The 21,128-nt window shown below is 76.2% G+C and carries 5 protein-coding genes and 1 pseudogene; all 6 read right to left on the reverse strand.

The genetic code is table 11. The features are described from left to right. On the reverse strand, positions 1 to 752 hold a 752-nt coding region (locus ACFC1R_RS36250), incomplete at its 3' end, for a beta-ketoacyl synthase N-terminal-like domain-containing protein (protein ID WP_375945980.1). Positions 753 to 819: 67 nt separating this feature from the next. Further along, positions 820 to 6,411, reverse strand: coding sequence for an SDR family NAD(P)-dependent oxidoreductase (locus ACFC1R_RS36255; RefSeq protein WP_375945983.1), 5,592 nt, complete (start codon positions 6,409 to 6,411; stop codon positions 820 to 822). Positions 6,412 to 6,459: 48 nt separating this feature from the next. Beyond that, the gene (locus ACFC1R_RS36260) at positions 6,460 to 9,375 is read right to left on the reverse strand and encodes an SDR family NAD(P)-dependent oxidoreductase (RefSeq protein ID WP_375945984.1); all 2,916 of its coding nucleotides are present in this window, start codon (positions 9,373 to 9,375) and stop codon (positions 6,460 to 6,462) included. Continuing rightward, a pseudogene (locus ACFC1R_RS36265) lies at positions 9,370 to 12,972 on the reverse strand (type I polyketide synthase); the annotation flags it as partial. The pseudogene ACFC1R_RS36265 and the gene ACFC1R_RS36260, both read right to left, overlap by 6 nt. A gap of 95 nt (positions 12,973 to 13,067) precedes the next feature. Continuing rightward, the gene (locus ACFC1R_RS36270) at positions 13,068 to 18,257 is read right to left on the reverse strand and encodes a type I polyketide synthase (RefSeq protein ID WP_375945981.1); all 5,190 of its coding nucleotides are present in this window, start codon (positions 18,255 to 18,257) and stop codon (positions 13,068 to 13,070) included. A gap of 82 nt (positions 18,258 to 18,339) precedes the next feature. After that, positions 18,340 to 21,128: SDR family NAD(P)-dependent oxidoreductase (locus ACFC1R_RS36275; RefSeq protein ID WP_375945982.1), on the reverse strand; the 2,789-nt coding region annotated here is incomplete at its 5' end.

The following is a 21,128-nucleotide window of genomic DNA, read 5'->3' on the forward strand; positions in this document are numbered from 1 at the left end:
CGCTGACGGCTGAACTCGACGAACATGCCCGGCGCGGCCATCACCGCCGCCCCGCCCGCGAGCGCCAGCGAGCACTCACCCCGGCGCAGTGACTGACAGGCCAGGTGCAGCGAGACCAGGGACGACGAGCACGCCGTGTCCACCGTGATCGCCGGGCCCTCCAGGCCGAACACGTAGGACAGCCGGCCCGAGATGACGCTCGCCGCGCCGCCGGAGAGCAGGTACCCCTCGAGGCTCTCCGTCGCCCGCTGCGCGAGCGCCGCGTAGTCGACCTGCCCCGCGCCCATGAAGACGCCGGTACGGCTGCCGCGCAGTGACGCCGGGTCGATGCCGGCCCGCTCGAAGACCTCCCAGGAGGTCTCCAGCAGCAGCCGCTGCTGCGGGTCCATGGCCAGCGCCTCGCGCGGGCCGATCCCGAAGAAGCCGGCGTCGAACCGGCCCACGTCCCGGACGAAGCCGCCTTCACGGGTGTAGGTGCGGCCGGTCCGGTCGGGATCGGGGTCGTACAGCGACTCCAGGTCCCAGCCGCGGTCGTCGGGGAACGGCGAGACGGCGTCCCGGCCGTCGGCGACCAGCTGCCACAGCCGCTCCGCCGAGTCGGCGCCGCCGGGGAAGCGGCAGGCTATGCCGACGATCGCGATCGGCTCGCCCGCGACGGACTCCATCTCCTGGAGCCGTCGGCGCGTCTCCTGGAGATCGGCGGTCACCCGCTTGAGGAAGTAGCGGAGCTTGTCCTCGGTCTCGCTGGCCACAGTGGCGCAAACCTTTCGGATGGGACGGGAACAGGACGGCCGGCCGGCGGCGCGGCCGGCCGGCGGGTCAGGAGATGCCGAGTTCGTTGGTGATGAAGTCGAAGACCTCGTCGTCGCCGGCGGAGTCCAACTCCATTCCGGCCACGGGGGATTCACCCTCGTCCGGCCCCTGCTGGTCGCTCCACCGGGTGAGCAGCGACCGCAGCCGGCCGGAGATCCGCGCCCGGTCGGGGTGGTCGGCGCCGACCTGGGCGAGGACGGCTTCGAGACGGTCCAGCTCCGCGAGCACCGGCGCGGCCGACGGCGTTCCCTCGCGCGGGAGTTCCACGTCCAGGTGCCGGGCGAGCCCCGCCGCCGTCGGGTAGTCGAAGACGAGCGTGGGCGACAGGCGCAGGCCGGTGGCGGTGGTCAGGCGGTTTCGCAGTTCGACCGCGGTCAGCGAGTCGAAGCCGAGGTCACCGAACGCCCGGTCGGCGCCGACCGAGGCCGGGTCGGAGTGACCGAGCACCACGGCCACCTGACCGCGCACCAGGTCCAGCAGGGCGCTCTCCCGCTCCGCCCCGGACAGCCCGGCGAGTCGCCGCTTCAGGCCGTCCGCCGCCCCGGCGTCCGGCCGGCGGGCGGAGTGGACGGACGGGCCGGCCAGCCGGCGCAGCAGCGGCGGGAGGTCCGGGCCGGCCTGGCGCAGCGTGGCGAGGTCCAGCCGGACCGGCAGCGCCGTCGGGTCGGTTGCGGCGAGCGCCGCGTCGAACAGGGCCAGGCCGTCCTGCGGGCTGAGCGGCAGGACGCCCGAGCGCCGCATCCGGCCGAGGGTGGCTTCGTCGAGCGCGCCCGCCATGCCCCGGTGCTGCTGCCACGGCCCCCAGGCCAGTGACCGGGCGGGCAGACCCCGCGCGGCGCGGTGCCGGGCGAGCGCGTCGAGGAAGGCGTTGGCCGCCGAGTAGCCGCCCTGGCCGGCCCCGCCGAGGGTGGCCGTCGCGGAGGAGAACAGCACGAACGCGGCGAGCCCGGCGTCGCGGGTGAGCTCGTGCAGGTGCCAGGCGGCGTCCGCCTTCGGGCGGAGCACGGCCTCGAACCGCTCCTCGGTGAGCGAGGCCAGCGCGCCGTCCGCGACCACACCGGCCGCGTGGACGACGGCGGTGAGCGGGTGCTCGGCCGGGACGGCGGCGAGCACGGCGGCGAGCGCCTCCCGGTCCGCCGCGTCGCAGGCCGCGATCGTCACCCGGGCGCCCAGTGCGGTGAGTTCGGCGGTCAGCTCGGCGGCGCCCTCGGCCTCGGGGCCGCGGCGGCCGAGCAGCAGCAGGTGCCGCACGCCGTACGCGGTGACCAGGTGCCGGGCCAGCAGCGCGCCGAGCGCGCCGGTGCCGCCGGTGACCAGCACGGTGCCGGCCGCGTCGAGCGTACCGGCTGCCGCGGCCGTCGTCGGGCGGGCCCGTACCAGACGCGGCGCCAGGACCGCGCCGGAACGGAGCGCGAGCTGCGGTTCGTCCCCGGCGGCCGCCCGGGCCAGTGCCCCGGCGGTGTCCGCGCCGCCGTCCAGGTCGAGCAGGACGAAGCGGTCCGGCTGCTCGGCCTGCGCGGTCCGGGCGAGGCCCCACAGCGGTGCGTGGGCGAGGTTCGGGACGTCCTCGCCCGCCCGGCCGAGGTCCGGTCCGCCCTCGTCCGTCCGCCCGGCGGCCACCGCACCGCGCGTCACCAGGATCAGCCGGGAGGAAGCGAACCGGTCGTCCGCCGCCCAGCCCGTCAGTGCGGACCACGTCCGGTGCAGGGCCGCGCGCACCGCCGCCGGTACGTCGCCCGTGGCGTCCGGCAGGGGCAGCACGACCGCGTCCGGTACCGGCAGCCCCGCGGTGACGGCCGCGCCGAGCGCCGCGAGGTCCGGGTAGCGGTCGAGGCCCGGGAACGCGGAGCCGTCGCCGAGCACGGCCCACCGCCCGCCGCCCGGCTCGACCGCCGGGACGGGCGCCCACTCGACGCGGAACAGCGCGTCGCCCAGCCCGGCCCGGGACGCCGCGCGCAGCTGCTCGACCGAGACCGGCCGGGCCCGCAGCGAGCCGACCGAGGCGACCGGTGCGCCGGTCTCGTCGGCGACCTCCAGCGACATCGCGTCCGGCCCGGCCGGGGCCAGCCGCAGTCGCAGCGCGGCCGCGCCGGGGCGGTGCAGCCGCACGTTGTTCCAGGCGAAGGGCAGCAGCACCTGCTCGCCGGTGTTCCCGACCAGGCCCGCGTGCAGCGCGGCGTCGAGCAGCGCCGGATGGACGCCGTACCCGCCGGCCCGGCCCCGCTCCGGCTCCGGCAGGGCGACCTCGCCGTACACGACGTCGCCCGTGCGCCACATCGCCCGCAGGCCGCGGAACGACGGGCCGTAGGCGAAACCGTCGCGGGCGACGGACGGGTAGAAGCCGTCGAGGTCCGCCGGCTCGGCGCCCTCGGGCGGCCAGACGCCGGCCGGCTCCCAGCCGGCTCCGCCGCCGTCCTCGGCGGACAGCGTGCCGCCCGCGTGCCGCGTCCACTCCGCCGCGTCGTCCGGCCGCGCGTACACGCCGATCGGCCGCCGGCCCGTTCCGTCGGCCGCGCCGACCACCAGCTGCACCTGTACCGTGCCGGTCTCGGCGAGGACCAGCGGTGCCTCCTGGTCCAGCTCCTCGACCGTCGTGCAGCCGGTCAGCCGCGCCGCGTGCAGCGCCAGCTCCAGGTAGGCGGTGCCGGGCACCACCACGCTGCCCAGCACGACGTGGTCGGCGAGCCAGCGGTGCGAGCGGGCCGACAGCCGCCCGGTGAGGATCAGCCCGCCGCCCTCGGCCGGGGTGACGGCGGCGCCGAGCAGCGGATGCCCGGCGGCCGCCAGGCCCAGCCCGGACGCCTCGGCGGAGGACCCGCCGGCCGGGTCCAGCCAGTACCGCTCGCCCTGGAACGCGTACGTCGGCAGCTCCGGCCGGCGACCGGCCGGGCCGGCGGACGCGGTGAGGCAGGCCGGCCAGTCCACCCGGACGCCCCGCACGTGCGCGTGCGCGACGGCGGCGAGGACGGTGTCCGGCTCCGGGCGGCCCCGGCGCAGCAGCGGCACCGCCGCCACCTCCCCGGCCCGGTCCCCGGCGCTCTGCTGCGCCATGGCGGACAGCACACCCTCAGGGCCGAGCTCCAGGAAGGTCGTCACGCCCTGGTCGAGCAGGTACCGGACGCCGTCGTGGAAGCGCACCGCCTCGCGCACGTGCCGTACCCAGTACTCCGCCGTGCGGATCCGCTCGGCGGCGACCGGCCGGCCGGTCAGGTTGGAGACGACCGGGATCGTGGGCTCGTGCAGGGTGAGGCCGTCGAGCACCTCGCGGAACGGGTCGAGCATGCCCGCCATGCGCGGGGAGTGGAAGGCGTGGCTGACGGTCAGCCGCTTCGTCCGGCGGCCCTGTGCCCGCAGCAGCCCGGCGATGTCGGACACCGCCTCCTCCTCGCCGGAGACCACGACGGACCGGGGCCCGTTGACGGCGGCGACGTCGGCCAGGCCGGCCCGGCCGGGCAACAGCGCGGACACCTCCTGCTCCGTCGCCTCGACCGCCACCATCGCTCCGCCGGAGGGGAGTTGTTGCATCAGGCGGCCGCGGGCGGCGACCGCCGTGACCGCGTCCTCCAGCGAGAACACCCCCGCGACGTGCGCCGCCGCGAGCTCCCCGATCGAGTGCCCGAGCACGAAGTCCGGCCGTATTCCCCAGGATTCGGCCAACCGGAACAGCGCCACCTCCAGCGCGAACAGGGCGGCCTGGGTGAAGGCGGTCTCGTCGAGGCGGCCCGCCTCGGGCGAACCCTCCCCGGCGAGCAGCACCTCGCGGACCGGCAGGCCGGTCCGCTCCGTCAGCAGGGCGCACACCCGGTCCAGTTCGGCCGCGAACACCGGGAAACGCCCGTACAGTTCGCGGCCGGCGCCGGCCCGCTGGGCGCCCTGCCCGGTGAACAGGAACGCCAGCCTGCCGGCGCGCGCGGCCGGGCCCTGGACGAGGTGCGGCGCGTCGTCGGCCCGGCGCAGCGCGTCCAGGCCGGCCAGCAGCCCGGCGCGGTCGGTGCCGAGCACCACCGCGCGGTGGTCGAGGCCGGCCCGGGCGGTGACCAGCGACCAGGCGACGTCCACCGGGTCCCACCGCGGGGCGGCGGTGACGGCGTCGGCCAGCCGGCCGGCCTGGGCGCGCAGCGCCTCGGGGCTGTGGGCGGACAGCAGCCACGGCGTGCTGGCGGGCGCCTCCCGGCTCTCGCCGGCGGGCGGCTCCCCGCTCTCACCCGCGGTCGCCTCCTCGACGTGCTGCTCCTCGACGTGCTGTTCCAGGATCACGTGGGCGTTGGTGCCGCTGATGCCGAAGGAGGAGACGGCGGCCCGCCGGGGACGGCCGGTGTCCGGCCAGTCGCGCCGCCCGGTGAGCAGCTCGACCGCGCCGCGGGACCAGTCGACCTGCGGTGTCGGTTCGTCCACGTGCAGGGTGGCCGGCAGCACTCCGTGACGCATCGCCAGCACCGTCTTGATGACGCCGGCGACGCCCGCCGCGAGCTGGGTGTGGCCGATGTTGGACTTCACCGAGCCCAGGTAGAGCGGCCGTTCGGCGGGCCGGTCCTGGCCGTAGGTGGCCAGCAGGGCCTGCGCCTCGATCGGGTCGCCGAGCCGGGTGCCCGTCCCGTGCGCCTCCACCGCGTCCACGTCCGCGGCCGTCAGCCGGGCATCGGCGAGCGCGGCCCGGATCACCCGCTGCTGGGCGGGCCCGCTCGGCGCGGTCAGGCCGTTGGAGGCGCCGTCCTGGTTGATCGCCGAGCCGCGCACCACGGCGAGCACCGGGTGGCCGTTGCGCTGCGCCTCGGAGAGCCGCTCGACCAGCAGCACGCCGACCCCCTCGCCCCAGGCGGTGCCGTCGGCCGCGCCGGCGAAGGCCTTGCACCGGCCGTCGGGGGCGAGCCCGCGCTGCCGGCTGAACTCGATGAACATGTGCGGAGCAGCCATCACCGCCGCGCCCGCGACCAGCGCCATCGAGCACTCGCCGTCGCGCAGCGCCCGGCTCGCCAGGTGCAGGGCGACCAGCGAGGACGAACACGCGGTGTCGACCGTCACCGCCGGGCCCTCGAGCCCGAAGGTGTAGGCCAGCCGGCCGGAGGCGACGCTGACGGTGGTACCGGTCAGCAGGTAGCCCTCGGAGCCCTCGGTGCTGCGCGGATCGGCGGCGTAGCCGAGCGGGGAGGCGCCGACGAACACGCCGGTGCTGCTGCCGCGGACTGAGGAGGGGTCGATGCCGGCACGCTCGAAGGCCTCCCAGGAGGTCTCCAGCAGCAGCCGCTGCTGGGGGTCCATGGCGAGCGCCTCGCGCGGGCTGATGCCGAAGAACGCGGCGTCGAACCGGTCCGCGTCCCGGACGAAACAGCCCTTCCGGACGTAGCTCCGGCCGGGCCGGTCCGGGTCCGGGTCGTACAACTCCTCGGCGTCCCAGCCGCGTTCGGACGGGAACTCGGAGCGGGCGTCGCGCCCGTCGAGGACCAGTCGCCACAGGTCCTCGGGGCTGTGGACGTCGCCGGGGAAACGGCACGCCATGCCGACGATCGCGATCGGCTCGTGCCGGGCCTCGGTCAGCCGGCGGTTCTGCTGCTGCAGCCGCTTGGTCTCCTTGAGCGAGAGCCGGAGCGCTTCCAGCACCTTTTCCTGTGATGCAGCCATCGTTGGTTCTCCGCGGTCCGAGAGCGATCAGAGGTCAGTGGTGCCGAAGGCCAGGCCGACCAGGTCGTCGGCGTCCATGGCGTCGATCTCGTCCAGGTCGTCGATCCCGTCCGGGTCGTCGTCCGGCTCGGCCGACGGCTGCTCGGGCGCGGCGCCGGCCAGTGCCAGCAGGGCGTCGAGCAGGCCGGCGGCGCGCAGCCGGGCCGCCGGGATGGCCGCCAGCAGGCGGCTGACCTCGTCGTCGGAGGCCGGTGGCCCGGCCGGGGCCAGTTCGGCCTGGAGGAAGGCGGCCAGCGCGTCCGGCGTCGGATGGTCGAAGAGCAGCGTCGCCGGGAGCCTGAGCCCGGTGGCGGCGTTGAGCCGGTTGCGCAGTTCGACGGCGGTCAGCGAGTCGAAGCCGAGCTGCTTGAACGCCCGGTCCGGCTGGATCGCCTCGTCCGTGGCGTGGCCGAGCACCACGGCCGCGTGGGCGCGCACCAGCTCCAGCAGTGCGCGGGCGCGTTCGGCCGCGGGCAGTGCGGCCAGTCGGCCGGCCGGTGCGGACTCGCCGCCGGTCCGCGGGAGCGCCACCGCGCGCCGTCCAGGCGCGCCGACCAGACGGCGCAGCAGCGGCGGCACCGGGCCGGCCCGGAGGGCGGCGCGGACGGCCGCGACGTCGAGCTTCATCGCCACCGCCAGGGCCTGGTCGGCGCGCAGGGCCGCGCTGAACATCGCCACGCCGTCGGCGTCGGACAGTGGGCTCACGCCGGAGCGCCGCAACCGGGTCAGGTCGCCGGCGTCCAGGTGGCCGGTCATGCCGCTGGCCCGCTCCCAGAGGCCCCAGGCGATCGACAGGCCCGGCAGCCCCTCGGCCCGGCGGCGCTGGGCGAGCGCGTCGAGGAAGGCGTTGGCCGCGGCGTAGTTGCCCTGGCCCGGACCGCCCAGGACGGCGGCCGAGGAGGAGAACAGGACGAAGGCGCGGAGGTCCGCGTCCCGGGTCAGCTCGTGCAGGTGCCAGGCCGCGTCCACCTTCGGGCGCAGCACGGCCGCGACCTGCGCGGGGGTCAGCGAAGTGATCACCGCGTCGTCCAGCACGCCCGCAGCGTGGACGACGGCGGTGAGCGGGTGCTCGGCCGGGACGGCGGCGAGGACCTTCGCGAGGGCTTCGCGGTCGGCCGTGTCGCAGGCCGTGACCGTCACCCGGGCGCCCAGCGCGGTGAGTTCGGCGGTCAGCTCGGCGGCGCCCTCGGCCTCGGGGCCGCGGCGGCCGAGCAGCAGCAGGTGCCGTGCGCCGTGCTCGGTGACCAGCCGGCGGGCCACCAGAGCGCCGAGCACGCCCGTGCCGCCGGTGATCAGCACGGTGCCGTCCGGGTCCGGCAGGGCGGGCATGGTGAGCACCACCTTGCCGACGTGCCGGGCCTGGCTCATGAAGCGGAAGGCGTCCGGTGCGCGCCGCACGTCCCAGGTGCGTGCGGGGAGCGGGTGGAGCACCCCGCGCTCGAACAGCGGCATCAGCTCGGCCGTCATCCGGCCGATCCGGTCGTAGCCGGCCTCGATCAGGTCGAACCAGAGGTAGGAGGTCCCGGGGTGGGCGGCGGTGACCTCGGCCGCGTCGCGGATGTCGGTCTTGCCCATCTCCACGAACCGTCCGCCGTCCGCCAGCAGCCGCAGCGAGGCGTCGACGAACTCGTTGGCGAGGGAGTTGAGGACCACGTCGACGCCCCGGCCGCCGCCGGCGGCGCGGACGCGGTGCTCGAAGTCGAGGCTGCGGGAGGAGGCGATCCGGTCCTCCGGGACGCCGAGCGCGCGCAGGGTGCCCCACTTGGCCGGGCTGGCCGTGGTGAACACCTCGGCGCCCAGGTGGCGGGCCAGCTGGATGGCCGCCATGCCCACGCCGCCGGTCGCCGAGTGGATCAGCACCGACTCGCCGCGGCCGAGCCCGGCGAGGTCGACCAGGCCGTAGTAGGCGGTCAGGAAGGCGATCGGCACCGAGGCGCCCTCGGTGAACGTCCAGTGCGCGGGCAGCGCGACGAGCAGCCGGTGGTCGACCACGGCGACCGGCCCGAACGAGCCCGGCACCATGCCCATCACGCGGTCGCCCGGGGCGAACGCGGTGACGTCGGGGGCGGTCTCCAGCACGACACCGGCCGCCTCGCCGCCCATCACGTCCTGGTCGACCATGCCCAGGCCGAGCAGCACGTCGCGGAAGTTCATGCCGGCGGCGCGCACGGCCAGCCGGACCTGTCCGGGGCCGAGCGGTGCGGAGGCCACCGGGTGGGGCACCAGGGCGAGGTTCTCCAGGGTGCCCTTGGCGGTGGTGTCCAGGCGCCAGTCGGGCGTGTCGGCCGGGGGCTCCAGCAGCGGCCCGGTGGCCGCGCGGACGAGCCGAGGTGCGAGCAAGCCGCCTTCCCGGATGGCGAGTTGGGGTTCGTCGGTGGCGAGCGCGGCGGCCAGGACGGGCTTCAGGCCGGTGGTCCGCCCGTCCAGATCGAGCAGGACGAAGCGGCCCGGGTGCTCGGTCTGGGCGGAGCGCAGCAGGCCCCAGAGCGGGGCGTGGACGAGGTCGCGCACGCTCTCGCCGCCCGCGGCGGCCACCGCGCCCCTGGTCAGCACGGTCAGGCGGGAGGCGGCGAACCGGTCGTCGGCGAGCCAGTCCTGAAGGAGCGTCAGCACCCTGTCGACGACGTCGCGCACCGCGGCGGGGGCGTCCGGTGACTCCGGGCCGGCAAAGCTGACCAGGACCGCGTCCGGCACGGTCGCACCGGCCTCCACGGCCTCGGCGAGGGCGGCCAGGTCGGGGTGGGCGCCGAACCGGAGCTCGTCGGACAGGTCGAGGTGGTCGGTGCCGAGCAGGACCCAGCGCCCGGCGGGCGTCTCGGGAGGGACCGGCAGTTCGGTCCAGTCCACCCGCAGCAGTGGGTCCGGGCCGTCGTCGCGCGCCGCCCGCAACTGCTCCTGATCCACCGGGCGGCTCGCCAGTGACGTCACCCGGGCGACCGGGGCGCCGGTCTCGTCGGCGACGTCCAGGGACATCGCGTCCGGCCCGGCCGGCGACAGCCGCACCCGCAGGGCGGTGGCGCCGGTGGCGTGCAGCGTGACACCGCTCCACGAGAACGGCAGCCGCACCTGTCCGGGCGAGGCGGCCGCGGCCGCGTGCAGGGCCGCGTCCAGCAGGGCTGGGTGCAGGCCGAACCGTGCGGCGTCGGCGAGTTGCTCCTGCGGCAGCCGGACCTCGGCGAACAGGTCGTCACCCTGCCGCCAGAGCGCCCGCAGGCCCTGGAACGCCGGACCGTAGCCGAGGCCGTCGCCGGCCAGCCGGGGGTAGAGGTCCGTGACGTCCACCGGCACCGCACCGGGCGGGGGCCAGGCGGCGAGGTCCCAGGACGGGAGCTCGGCGCCGGTCGCCAGGACGCCGGTCGCGTGCCGGGACCACGGGGCGTCGGCCCGGTCGGGGCGGGAGTGGACGGAGAAGGTGCGCCGTCCGTCGTCGGCCGCGGGGCCGACCCGGAGCTGGAGCTGGACGGAGCCGTCGTCGGGCAGCAGCAGCGGTGCCTGGAGGGTGAGTTCCTCCAGGACGTCGCAGCCGGTGTGGTCGCCGGCGCTCAGGGCGAGTTCGACGAGGGCGGTGCCGGGGAGCAGGGGGGTGTTCCAGACGGCGTGGTCGGTGAGCCAGGGGTGGGTGGTGGCGGAGAGGCGTCCGGTGAGGACGAGTTCGTCGTTGTCGGCGAGGGGGAGGAGGGCGCTGAGCAGCGGGTGGTCGGCAGGGGTCAGGCCGGTGGCGTGCAGATCCGTGGTGGGGGTGGCGGCGTCGAGCCAGTAGCTCTCGCGTTGGAAGGGGTAGGTGGGGAGGTCGACCGGAGTGGTCGGGTCGGTGGGGAGCAGGGTGTGCCAGTCGGCGGGGGCGCCGTGGACGTGGGCTTCGGCGAGGGAGGTGAGGAGTCGGCGGAGGCCGCCGTCGTTGCGGCGGAGGGTGCTGAGGACGAGGGGGGTGTGGCCGGTGTCCTCGATGGTGTCCTGGACCGCTGTGGTGAGGACGGGGTGGGGGCTGATTTCGAGGTAGGTGGTGTGGCCGTTGGTGTGGGCGGTGTGGAGTGCGTCGGTGAGGCGAACGGGTTGGCGGAGGTTGTTGTACCAGTAGTGGTTGTCGAGTTGGGTGGTGTCGAGGGGGGTGCCGGTGAGGGTGGAGTAGAAGGGGGTGGTGGCGGGTCGGGGGGTGATGTCGGTGAGTTGGGTGGTGAGGTGGTGGTGGAGTTGTTCGACGTGGTGGGTGTGGGAGGCGTAGTCGACGTCGATGCGTCGGGCGTGGATGTTGTGGTGTTGGCAGTGGGTGAGGAGTTCGTTGAGGGCGTCGTGGTCGCCGGCGATGACGGTGGTGGTGGGGCCGTTGTGGGCGGCGATGGTGAGGCGGCCGTTCCATCGGGTGAGGAGGGTGGTGGTGTGGTGGTGGGTGAGGGGGAGGGAGGCCATGCCGCCGTGGCCGCTGATGGTGTGGATGGCTTGGCTGCGGAGGGCGGTGATGCGGGCGGCGTCGTGGAGGGTGAGGGCTCCGGCGATGGTGGCGGCGGCTATTTCGCCTTGGGAGTGGCCGATGACGGCGGCGGGGTGGATGCCGAGGGAGCGCCAGAGTTCGGCGAGGGAGACCATGGTGGCGAAGAGGGTGGGCTGGATGACGTCGACGCGGGTGAGGTCGGTGTTGTCGTTGCCGCGTAGGGCGTCGGTGAGTGACCAGTCGATGTAGGGGTCGAGTGCCGTTTGGCATTCGGCGATGGACTGGGCGAAGACCTTCGAGGTGTCGAGGAGTTCGGCGCCCATGCCGGTCCATTGGGAGCCCTGGCCGGGGAAGACGAACACCGGCCGGTCGAAGGCGCCGCTGCCGCTGGGGGTGCCGGCTGTGTTGCGGGTGATCAGAGTGGGGCTGATGGTGCCGGCGGTGAGGGCGGTGAGGCCGTTCAGGAGTTCGGTGCGGTCCTCGCCGGTGACCACTGCGCGGTGTTCGAAGAGGGACCGGTTGGTGGCCAGCGCGTTTGCGACGTCGGCGGGTTCCCAATCGGGGTGTGCCTCGACGGCTGTCCGCAGCCGTTCGCCCTGGGCGCGCAGCGCTGCCGGGGTCCGGGCGGAGAGGATCCAGGGCAGTACGCGGCCCGTCGCCCGCGGGTTCGGCGCCGGCTCGTCGGCCGGCACGGCCGGAGCGGTCGGGGCGGCTGGCACGGTGGGTGCGGTGGGTGCCTGTTCCAGGATGACGTGGGCGTTGGTGCCGCTGACGCCGAACGAGGAGACGGCCGTCCGCCGTGGCCGCCCGGTCTGCGGCCATTCCCGTTCCTCGGTGAGCAGTGACACCGCGCCCGAGGCCCAGTCGACGTGTGGTGTCGGTTCGTCGACGTGCAGGGTGCGCGGGAGCACGCCGTGCCGCATCGCCATCACCATCTTGATCACGCCGCCGACGCCGGCGGCCGCCTGGGTGTGGCCGATGTTGGACTTCAACGAGCCGAGCCACAGCGGCCGTTCGGCCGGACGCTGCTGCCCGTAGGTGGCCAGTAGGGCCTGCGCCTCGATCGGGTCGCCGAGCCGGGTGCCCGTCCCGTGCGCCTCCACCGCGTCGATTAGGTCCGGCGAGAGCCCGGCCTCGGCGAGGGCCTGCCGGATCACCCGCTGCTGGGAGGGGCCGTTGGGCGCGGAGAGGCTGCTGCTGGCGCCGTCCTGGTTGACCGACGAGCCGCGCAGCACGGCGAGCACCCGGTGCCCGTGGCGCTGGGCGTCCGAGAGCCGCTCGACCAGCAGCATGCCCGCGCCCTCACCCCAGGCGGTGCCGTCCGCTGCGGCGGCGAAGGACTTGCAGCGCCCGTCCCGGGCGAGGCCGCCCTGGCGGCTGAACTCGACGAAGGTGTCGGGCGTGGCCATCACCGTGACGCCGCCGGCCAGCGCCATCGTGCAGTCGCCGCGCCGGACGGCCTGGGCGGCGAGGTGCAGGGCCACCAGGGACGAGGAGCAGGCCGTGTCCACGGTCACCGCCGGCCCCTCCAGGCCGAGCACGTAGGCGATCCGCCCGGAGGCGACGCTGCCCGCGGTTCCGCTGCCCAGGAAGCCCGCGACCGACTCGTCCACGGAGGTCGGCCGGGTCCCGTAGTCGTGGTACATCAGACCGGTGAAAACCCCGACCCGGGCACCGCGCACGCTCGCCGGGGGAATGCCCGCCCGCTCGAACGCCTCCCAGGAGGTCTCCAGCAGCAGTCGCTGCTGGGGGTCCATGGCCAGGGCCTCGCGCGGACTGATGTCGAAGAAGCCGGGGTCGAACCGGTCGGCGTCGTCGAGGAAGCCGCCCTCGCAGACGTAGGAGGTGCCGGCGCGCAGGCCGTCGGGGTCGTAGAAGTCCTCGACGCGCCAGCCGCGTTCGGCGGGCGGCGCACCGACGGCGTCCCGCCCGGCGGTCACCAGCTCCCACAGCTCCTCCGGCGTCCGGACCCCGCCCGGGTAGCGGCAGCTCATTCCGACGATCGCGATCGGGTCGCGGTCGGCCGCCTCCAGTTCGGCCACCCGGCGGCGTGCCTCTCCGAGTTCGGCGGCAGCCCACCGGAGGTGCTCGCGAAGCTTGTCTTCATGTGCCACTTGAGCCTGCTCCTAAAGCCGGTGCGGGTGTCGACCTGTGCCGGGGACGGCCCTCAGCGGGCGCGCAGCTGGTCGAGTACGTCGAAGAGTTCGTCGTCGGTCGCCGAGGCGAGGTCGGGCCGGTCGGTGCCGTCCCGGCCCTCGTCGCCCCAGCGGGAGATGAGGTCCTTCAGCCGATGGGTGATCGCGGTCCGGGCCTGGTCGTCGTCGGCGAAGGGCGTCAGGAACGCCTCCAGCCGGTCGAGTTCCGCGAGAGCCGGGCCCACCGCGGTGGCCTCCTCCGCACCGAACTCGGCGCAGAGGTAGTCGGCCATGGCCGCCGCGGTGGGGTGGTCGAAGATCAGGGTGCTGGGCAGCTGAAGGCCGGTGACCTCCTGCAGCTGCTCCTGGAGTTCGAGGTTGGCGAGCGAGTCGAAGCCCAGGTCGACGAAGCCCTGGCCCGGGTCGATGTCCTCGGGGGAGGACTCGACCAGCACGATCGCCGCGTGGGTGCGGACGAGGTCGAGCAGGGCGCGTCGGCGTTCGGGCTCCGGCATCGCCCGCAGGCGCTGTGCGAAGCCGGCTGCCGGGTCCGTCGCCGAAGCGACCGCCGGGTCCGCCGTCGCAACGGCTGCCGGAGTCGCGGCGGGGACCGGCGGCGTGGCCGACTCCCGCAGCAGCGACGGGACCTGTCCCTGCTCGGCGCGGCCCCGCACCGCTGCGAGGTCCAGCCGGACCGGGACGAGCACCGACTCGTTGATCATCATACGGGCGGCGTCGAAGAGATCAAGTGCCTCCGCCGTGGAAAGCGATCCGACCCCGTCACGGCTCAACCTGGCTGTCTGGGAACGGTTCAGACGCTCCGTCAGACCGCTGCGCTCGGCCCACAGGCCCCAGGCCAGGGACAGGCCCGGCAGGCCCTCGGCGTGGCGCCGCCGGGCGAGCGCGTCGAGGAAGGCGTTGGCGGCGGCGTAGTTGGCCTGGCCGGCGGTGCCGAAGACGCCCGAGGCGGACGAGAACAGGACGAAGGCGGCGAGCCCGCTGTCTCGGGTCAGCTCGTGCAGGTGCCAGGCCGCGTCCACCTTCGGACGCAGGACGGCGGCGAGCCGCTCGGGCGTGAGCGCGGTCAGCAGGCCGTCGTCGACCACGCCGGCCGCGTGCACCACCGCCGTCAGCGGGTGGGCGCCGGGCACCGACCGCAGCAGGCCGGCCAGGGCCTTCCGGTCGGCGGCGTCACAGGCGGCGACGGTCACCTCGGCGCCCAGCCCGGTCAGCTCGGCGACCAGTTCGGCCGCGCCCGGCGTCCGCTCGCCCCGGCGGCTGGTCAGCAGGAGGTGCCGAGCGCCGCGCGCGACCAGGTGCCGGGCGAGCAGGCCGCCGAGCGTTCCCGTGCCGCCGGTGACCAGGACGGTGCCGTCCGGGTCGAAGGCGGAGCCGCCGTCAAGGGGGCGTTCGGCCTCCACCAGCCGCGCTGCCAGCAGCTCGGAGCGGCGTAGCGCCAGCTGTGGCTCGTCCGAGGCCAGCGCCCGGGCCAGGACGGCTTCGGAGGGTGCCGCCCCGTCCAGGTCCAGCAGGCCGAAGCGCCCGGGGTGTTCGGACTGCGCGGACCGCAACAGCCCCCACACCGCCGCTGCGGCCGGGTCGGGGGCGGCGTCGCCGTCACCGGCGGCCTGCGCGCCCCGCGTCACCACGACCAGCCGCGCGGCGGCGAACCGCGGCTCGGCCAGCCAGGCGCGGACCAGCCGCAGTGCGTCGGCGGTGGCGGCGTGGACGGCGGCCGGCACGTCGCCGGCCGCCGGCAGGACCGGCGCGAGCACCACGTCCGGCACCGGCGTCCCGGCGGCGGCCAGGGCGGCGAGGTCCCGGTGGTGCGCCTGGGAGGCGACCGGCAGCCCGGCGCCGACCACCGCCGTCCGGAGGGCGGCCGGCTGCGCGCCCGCGGGCACCGGCGTCCAGCGGACCCGCCACAGCAGCGGGGAGCCGGCCGTGCCGTCGGGCAGCGGCCGGGAGCGCAGGCTCGCGACCGACGCCACCGGGACACCCGCCGGGTCGGCCGCCTCGACGGTCACCGCGTCCGGGCCTGCCGGTGCGAGCCGCACCCGCAGGGCCGTCGAACCGGCCGCCCGCACCGAGACGCCGTGCCACGCGAACGGCACCGGCGTCCGCCCCGCAGCCTGCGGCGAACTGGCGGCGTAGGCCTGCAGGGCGGCGTCCAGCAGCGCCGGGTGGAGGCCGTACCGCGCGGCGTCGGCCCGCTCCGCCTCGGGCAGGGCCACCTCGGCGAACACCTCCTCGCCGCGCCGCCAGAGCGCGCGCAGCCCGCGGAAGGCGGGTCCGTAGCCGATGCCGAGGTCCGCGAAGCGCCGGTAGCACCCGTCGAGGCCGACCGGCTCGGCGCCCGGCGGCGGCCAGGCGACCAGGTCCGAGGACCCGGCGGGCACCTCGGGCGCCAGCCTGCCGGAGGCGTGCAGGGTCCAGGGGCCGTTCTCGGGGCCGGCTGGGCGCGAGGACAGCTCCACCGGGCGGCGGCCGGAGCCGTCCGGGGCGCCGACGGCCAGCCTGATCCGGACGCCGGCCGCCGGGGCGGCCTCGGGCCCGGGCAGCTCCAGCGGGGCGTGCAGGGTCAGCTCGCCGATGTGCGCGCAGTCCCGTTGGGCGCCCGCCCGGCGGACCAGCTCGACCACGGCGGTACCGGGGAGCAGGACCCGCCCGTGCACGGTGTGGTCGGCGAGCCAGGGCAGTTCGCGCGGCGACAGCCGACCGGTGAACAACAGGCCGTCGCCGTCAGGGAGTTCCACCACGGCCTGGAGCAGCGGGTGGTCCGCCGGAGTCAGTCCGGCCGCTGTCACGTCGGGGTCGGCCGGTCCGTCCTCCAGCCAGTAGCGGCGGCGCTGGAAGGGATAGGTCGGCAGGTCGGCCGGGCGCAGCCCGGTGGCCGGGAACGCCGCCGACCAGTCGGCCGGCCCGCCGTGGACGTGCAGCTCGGCCAGATCGGCGAGGAACCCGTCCGCGTCACCGAGCAGCTGGACGTCCCGGCCCGTGTCGCGCGCGATCCGCGCGGTCGGACCGGGGCCGAGGACGACGAACCGGGTGTGGCCGCGGTCCAGCAGCTCGCGCACCGCGTCGTCCTGACCGCGGGTCAGCAGCGGCACCCCGGCGCCGGACGGGTCGACCGGCGCGCCGGACACCGCCGCGCGCGCCCCCTCCACGAGGGACAGCGTCCCCACCGCACAGGCTCCCGCGACAGCGGCGTCGCCCGGCGCCACCACGGCGGCCGGGTGCACCCCGTGCCGCCGCCACAACCCGGCGAGGGCGACCAGCACCGCCCATCCCACCGCGCGGCCGACCTCCGGACGCGCCGGGTCGGGCGCGCCCGCGACGCCGCGCAGCACATCCGTCGCGGACCAGCCGGCCACCTCGACGAGCGCGGCGTCGCACTCGGCCAGCAGCTCGGCGAACGGCGGTGAGACGTCCAGCAGTCCCGCCACCCGGCCGAGTTGCTCCGCCGGCCGGTCCGGCAGCACGAACACCACCCGGCCGTCACCGCGGGCGACGCCGCGGGCCAGGCCGGGCCGCGACTCGCCCGCCGCCAGCGCCGCCAGGCCCGCCCGCAGCCCGGCCGGGTCCGCGCCCAGCAGAACGGCCCGGTGCTCGAACACCGCCCGGGTGCGCGCCAGCGCCGCGCCCACCTCGGCCGCGGTCCGCCCGGGGTGCTCCGCCAGGTGCTCCAGCAGCCGCCCGGCCTGCGCGCGCAGCGCGGCCTCGGTCCGGCCGGAGAGCACCCACGGCACGGTCGCCCCGCCGGTCGGCCGGGGCCCGGTCTGCCCGGCCCGGCCGGTCCGGTCGGGCTGCTCGGCCTCCTCGGTCTCCTGGGGCCGCTCGGGCGCGGCCTCTTCCAGGACGAGGTGCGCGTTGGTGCCGCTCACCCCGAAGGACGACACCCCGGCCCGGCGCGGCTGCCCGGTCGCCGGCCACGGCCGGGTGACGGTCAGCGGCGACACCGCGCCCGCCGCCCAGTCCACATGGGGATTGGCCTCGTCGAGGTGCAGGCTGCGCGGCAGCACCCCGTGCCGCATCGCCATCACCATCTTGATCACGCCGGCCACACCCGCCGCCGCCTGGGCGTGGCCGATGTTGGACTTCACCGAGCCCAGGTGGAGCGGCTGTTCGGCCGGCCGGTCCTGGCCGTAGGTGGCCAGCAGCGCCTGCGCCTCGATCGGGTCACCGAGCGTCGTCCCGGTGCCGTGCGCCTCCACCGCGTCCACGTCCCGCGCCGACAGCCCGGCGTTCTCCAGCGCCTGCCGGATCACCCGCTGCTGGGCGGGCCCGCTCGGCGCGGTCAGCCCGCTGCTGGCGCCGTCCTGGTTGACCGCGCTGCCCCGGATCACCGCGAGCACGCGGCGCCCGTTGCGCCGGGCGTCCGAGAGGCGCTCCAGCAGCAGCATCCCGACGCCCTCGCCGAGGCCGGTGCCGTCGGCCCCGGCCGCGAACGCCTTGCACCGCGCGTCGGTGGCCAGCCCGCGCTGGCGGCTGAACTCGACCAGTGCCATCGGCGACGCCATCACCGTCACACCGCCGGCCAGCGCCAGCGAGCACTCGCCGCTCCGCAGCGCCTGCGCGGCCTGGTGCAGCGCGACCAGCGAGGACGAGCACGCCGTGTCCAGGGTGACGGCCGGCCCCTCCAGGCCGAAGGTGTACGCGACCCGTCCGGAGGCGACGCTGCCGGTGCTGCCGTTGCCGACGTAGCCCTCGAACTCGCCCGGCACCCGGCGCAGCCGGGAGGCGTAGTCCTGGTAGATCACCCCGGCGAAGACGCCCGTCCTGGTGCCGCGCACCGACCCCGGGTCGATGCCGGCCCGCTCGAACGCCTCCCAGGAGGTCTCCAGCAGCAGCCGCTGCTGCGGGTCGGTGGCCAGCGCCTCACGGGCGCTCATCCCGAAGAACGCCGGGTCGAACTCGGCGGCGTCGTGCAGGAACCCGCCCTCACGGACGTACACCGAGCCGCGGCGGGCCGGGTCGGGGTCGTACAGGCCCTCGTCCCAGCCCCGGTCGGACGGGAAGGACGAGATCACGTCCCGCTCCTCGGCCACCACACGCCACAGGTCCTCCGGGGAGGTGACCCCGCCGGGGTAGCGGCAGGCCATGCCGACGATCGCGATCGGCTCGCGGGCCCCCTCCTCGACCTCCTGCAGCCGCCGGCGCGTCCTGCGCAGGTCGACGGTCAGCCGCTTGAGCGTGTCGAGGACCTTCTCGTCACTCGTCATTCCGCTGTGCGCCTCTCTGTTCAACGACGGGTCCAACGACGGGTCCAACGACGGTTCCAGCAGTGGTTCCGAGCGGGCACGTTCACGAGTCCCGCAGTTCGCCGTCGATGATGTCGAGGATCTCGTCGAGCGTGGCTTCCCCGAACTCGTCGTCCTCGACGGGGAGTTCGTCAAAGCGGTGGTCCTCGGGCGCATCCAGCCGCGCTGCCAGCTCGCGCAGCCGGGCGGCGAGCCGCTCACGGGCCGGGTCCCCGGCGGCGAGGTCGTGCAGGCCGGCCTCCAGGCCGTCGAGGTCGAGGAGGGCCGGCGACCCGGCCGGCCGGGACTGCTGCCGCAAGAGTTCCCCGAGGTGCCCGGCGACGGCGGCCGGCGTCGGGTGGTCGAAGACCAGCGTCGCCGGCAGCCGCAGACCGGTGGCCGCAGCCAGCCGGTTGCGCAGCTCGACCCCGCGCAGCGAGTCGAATCCGGACTCCAGGAAGCCGCGCCCGTTGTCGACCGCCTCCGGCGAGGCGTGGCCGAGCACCACGGCCACCTGGGCCCGCACCAACTCGACCAGTGCGTGGGACTGTTCGGTGGCCGACAGGCCGACGAGCGACAGCCCGGGACCGGTCCCGGCCGACGCCTCGGGCCCGGCCGCGCGCCGAGGCGCCGGGCCGAGCAGCGCCCGCAGCAGCGGGGGGCGCTGCGCCGGTCCGCCCGCGCGCAGAGCGGGCAGGTCCAGCCGGACCGGCAGCACCAGTGGCCGCTCCTGGGCGAGCGCGGCGTCGAACAGCGCCAGGCCCTCCGCCGTGGACAGCGGCAGCACGCCGGAGCGACGCATCCGCGACCGGTCCCCCTCGCTCAGGCCGCCGGTCATCGCACTGACCACCGACCACAGCCCCCACGCCATCGACACCCCGGGCAGACCCGATGCGCGGCGGTGCGCGGCCAGGCCGTCCAGGTAGGCGTTGGCGGCGGCGTAGTTGGCCTGCCCGGCGTTGCCCAGCACCCCGCCCGCCGCCGAGAACAGCACGAACATCGCAGGCTTGGCGTCCAGGGTGAGTTCGTGCAGGTTCCAGGCGGCATCCGCCTTCGGGCGCAGGACGGCCCTGGTCCGCTCCGGCGTGAGCAGGGCGAGCGTGCCGTCGTCCAGTACCCCGGCGGCGTGCACCACGCCGGTCAGCGGGTGCTGCGCGGGGACGGCGGCGAGCACCGCGGCGAGCGCGTCCCGGTCGGCCGCGTCGCACGACGTGACCGTCACCTCGGCGCCCAGCGCGGCGAGTTCGGCACGGAGTTCGGTGGCGCCGTCGGCGGCGATCCCCTGCCGGCTGACCAGCAGCAGGTGCCGGACGTCGTACGTCTCCACCAGGTGCCGGGCGACCAGCGCGCCCAGCGTCCCGGTACCACCGGTGACCAGCACGGTGCCCTCCGGGTCCAGGGCGGGGACGGCTGCCGGGCCGTCGGCCGGCTGCGACCGCGCCAGCCGGGGTACGAGCACCTGCCCGGCCCGGACCGCGTACTGCGGCTCCGCACCGTCCAGCAGGGCGGGGAGCGCGGCGGCCTCGGCCACGGGGCCGTCCAGATCCACCAGGACGAACCGGCCCGGGTGCTCGGCCTGGGCGGAGCGCACCGCGCCCCACACGGCGGCCGCGGCGAGATCGGGCGAGGCGGCCGGGTCCGAGGCGGCCGGGCCCGAGGCGTCGACGGCGCCGCAGGTCACCAGTACCAGCCGGGCCGCGGCGAACCGGTCGTCACCCGCCCAGGCCTGCAGCAGGGACAGCGCCCGCTCCGCCGCCTCCCGGGCGGCGTCCGCCGACAGGGTGTCCCCGCCCGGCTCCGGCGTCCAGGGGACCACGACGGCCTCGGGCACCGGCGCGCCGGCACCGACGGCGTCCGCGAGGGCGCCGAGGTCCGGGTAGGCGTCCCCGCCGAGCGCGTCGGAACCGAGTACCGCGAAGCGGACGGTGCGCTCGGCGGCGGGGCCGGGAAGCCCGGTCCACTCCATCCGGAAGAGCGAGTCCGCGGTGGCACGGTGCGCGGCCGAGCCGAGCTGGGCCCGGGAGACCGGCCGGACGGCGAGCGAGTCGACCGTGGCCACCGGAAGACCCGTCTGATCGGCCACCGCCAGCGACATCTCGTCCGGACCGGTGGGCGTCAGCCGTACCCGCAGCGCGGTGGCGGCGGTGGCGTGCAGGGTGACGCCGGTCCAGGCGAACGGCAGCCGGACCTGCTCCGCGCCGTCGATCAGCGTGGTGTGCAGGGCCGCGTCCAGCAGCGCGGGGTGGACGCCGAACCGTGCGGCGTCGGCGAGTTGCTCCTGCGGCAGCCGGACCTCGGCGTACACCTCCTCGCCGAGCCGCCAGGCGGCGCGCAGCCCCCGGAAGGCCGGCCCGTACCCGAGTCCGTCCTGTGCGAGGCGCTGGTAGAGCCCGTCGAGCTCGACCGGCACGGACCCGGCCGGGGGCCAGACGGGGCCGGTCGTCCACCCGGTGGCCGGTTCGGCCGGGGTGGCGGTGCCGACCGCGTGGCAGGTCCAGGCGCCGGCGGCCTCGGTGCCGTCGGGGGCGGAGTGGACGGTGACGGGGCGGCGGCCGGTGTCGTCGGGGGCGCCGACCCGGACCTGGACGCGGACGGCGTGCTGCTCGGGGAGGACAAGCGGTGCCTGGAGGGTCAGTTCCTCGATGTGGTGGCAGCCGAGCCGCCTCCCGGCGTGCAGGGCGAGCTCCACGAGCGAGGTGCCGGGGGCGAGGACGGTGTTCCAGACGGCGTGGTCGGTGAGCCAGGGGTGGGTGGCGGTGGAGAGGCGGCCGGTGAAGAGCATCCCCTCGTCGTCGGGCAGGGGGACGGCGGCGGCGAGCAGCGGGTGCTCGGCGGGGTCGAGCCCGGCGGTAC

This window comes from Kitasatospora sp. NPDC056138 (assembly GCF_042264695.1).
Taxonomy (GTDB): domain Bacteria; phylum Actinomycetota; class Actinomycetes; order Streptomycetales; family Streptomycetaceae; genus Kitasatospora.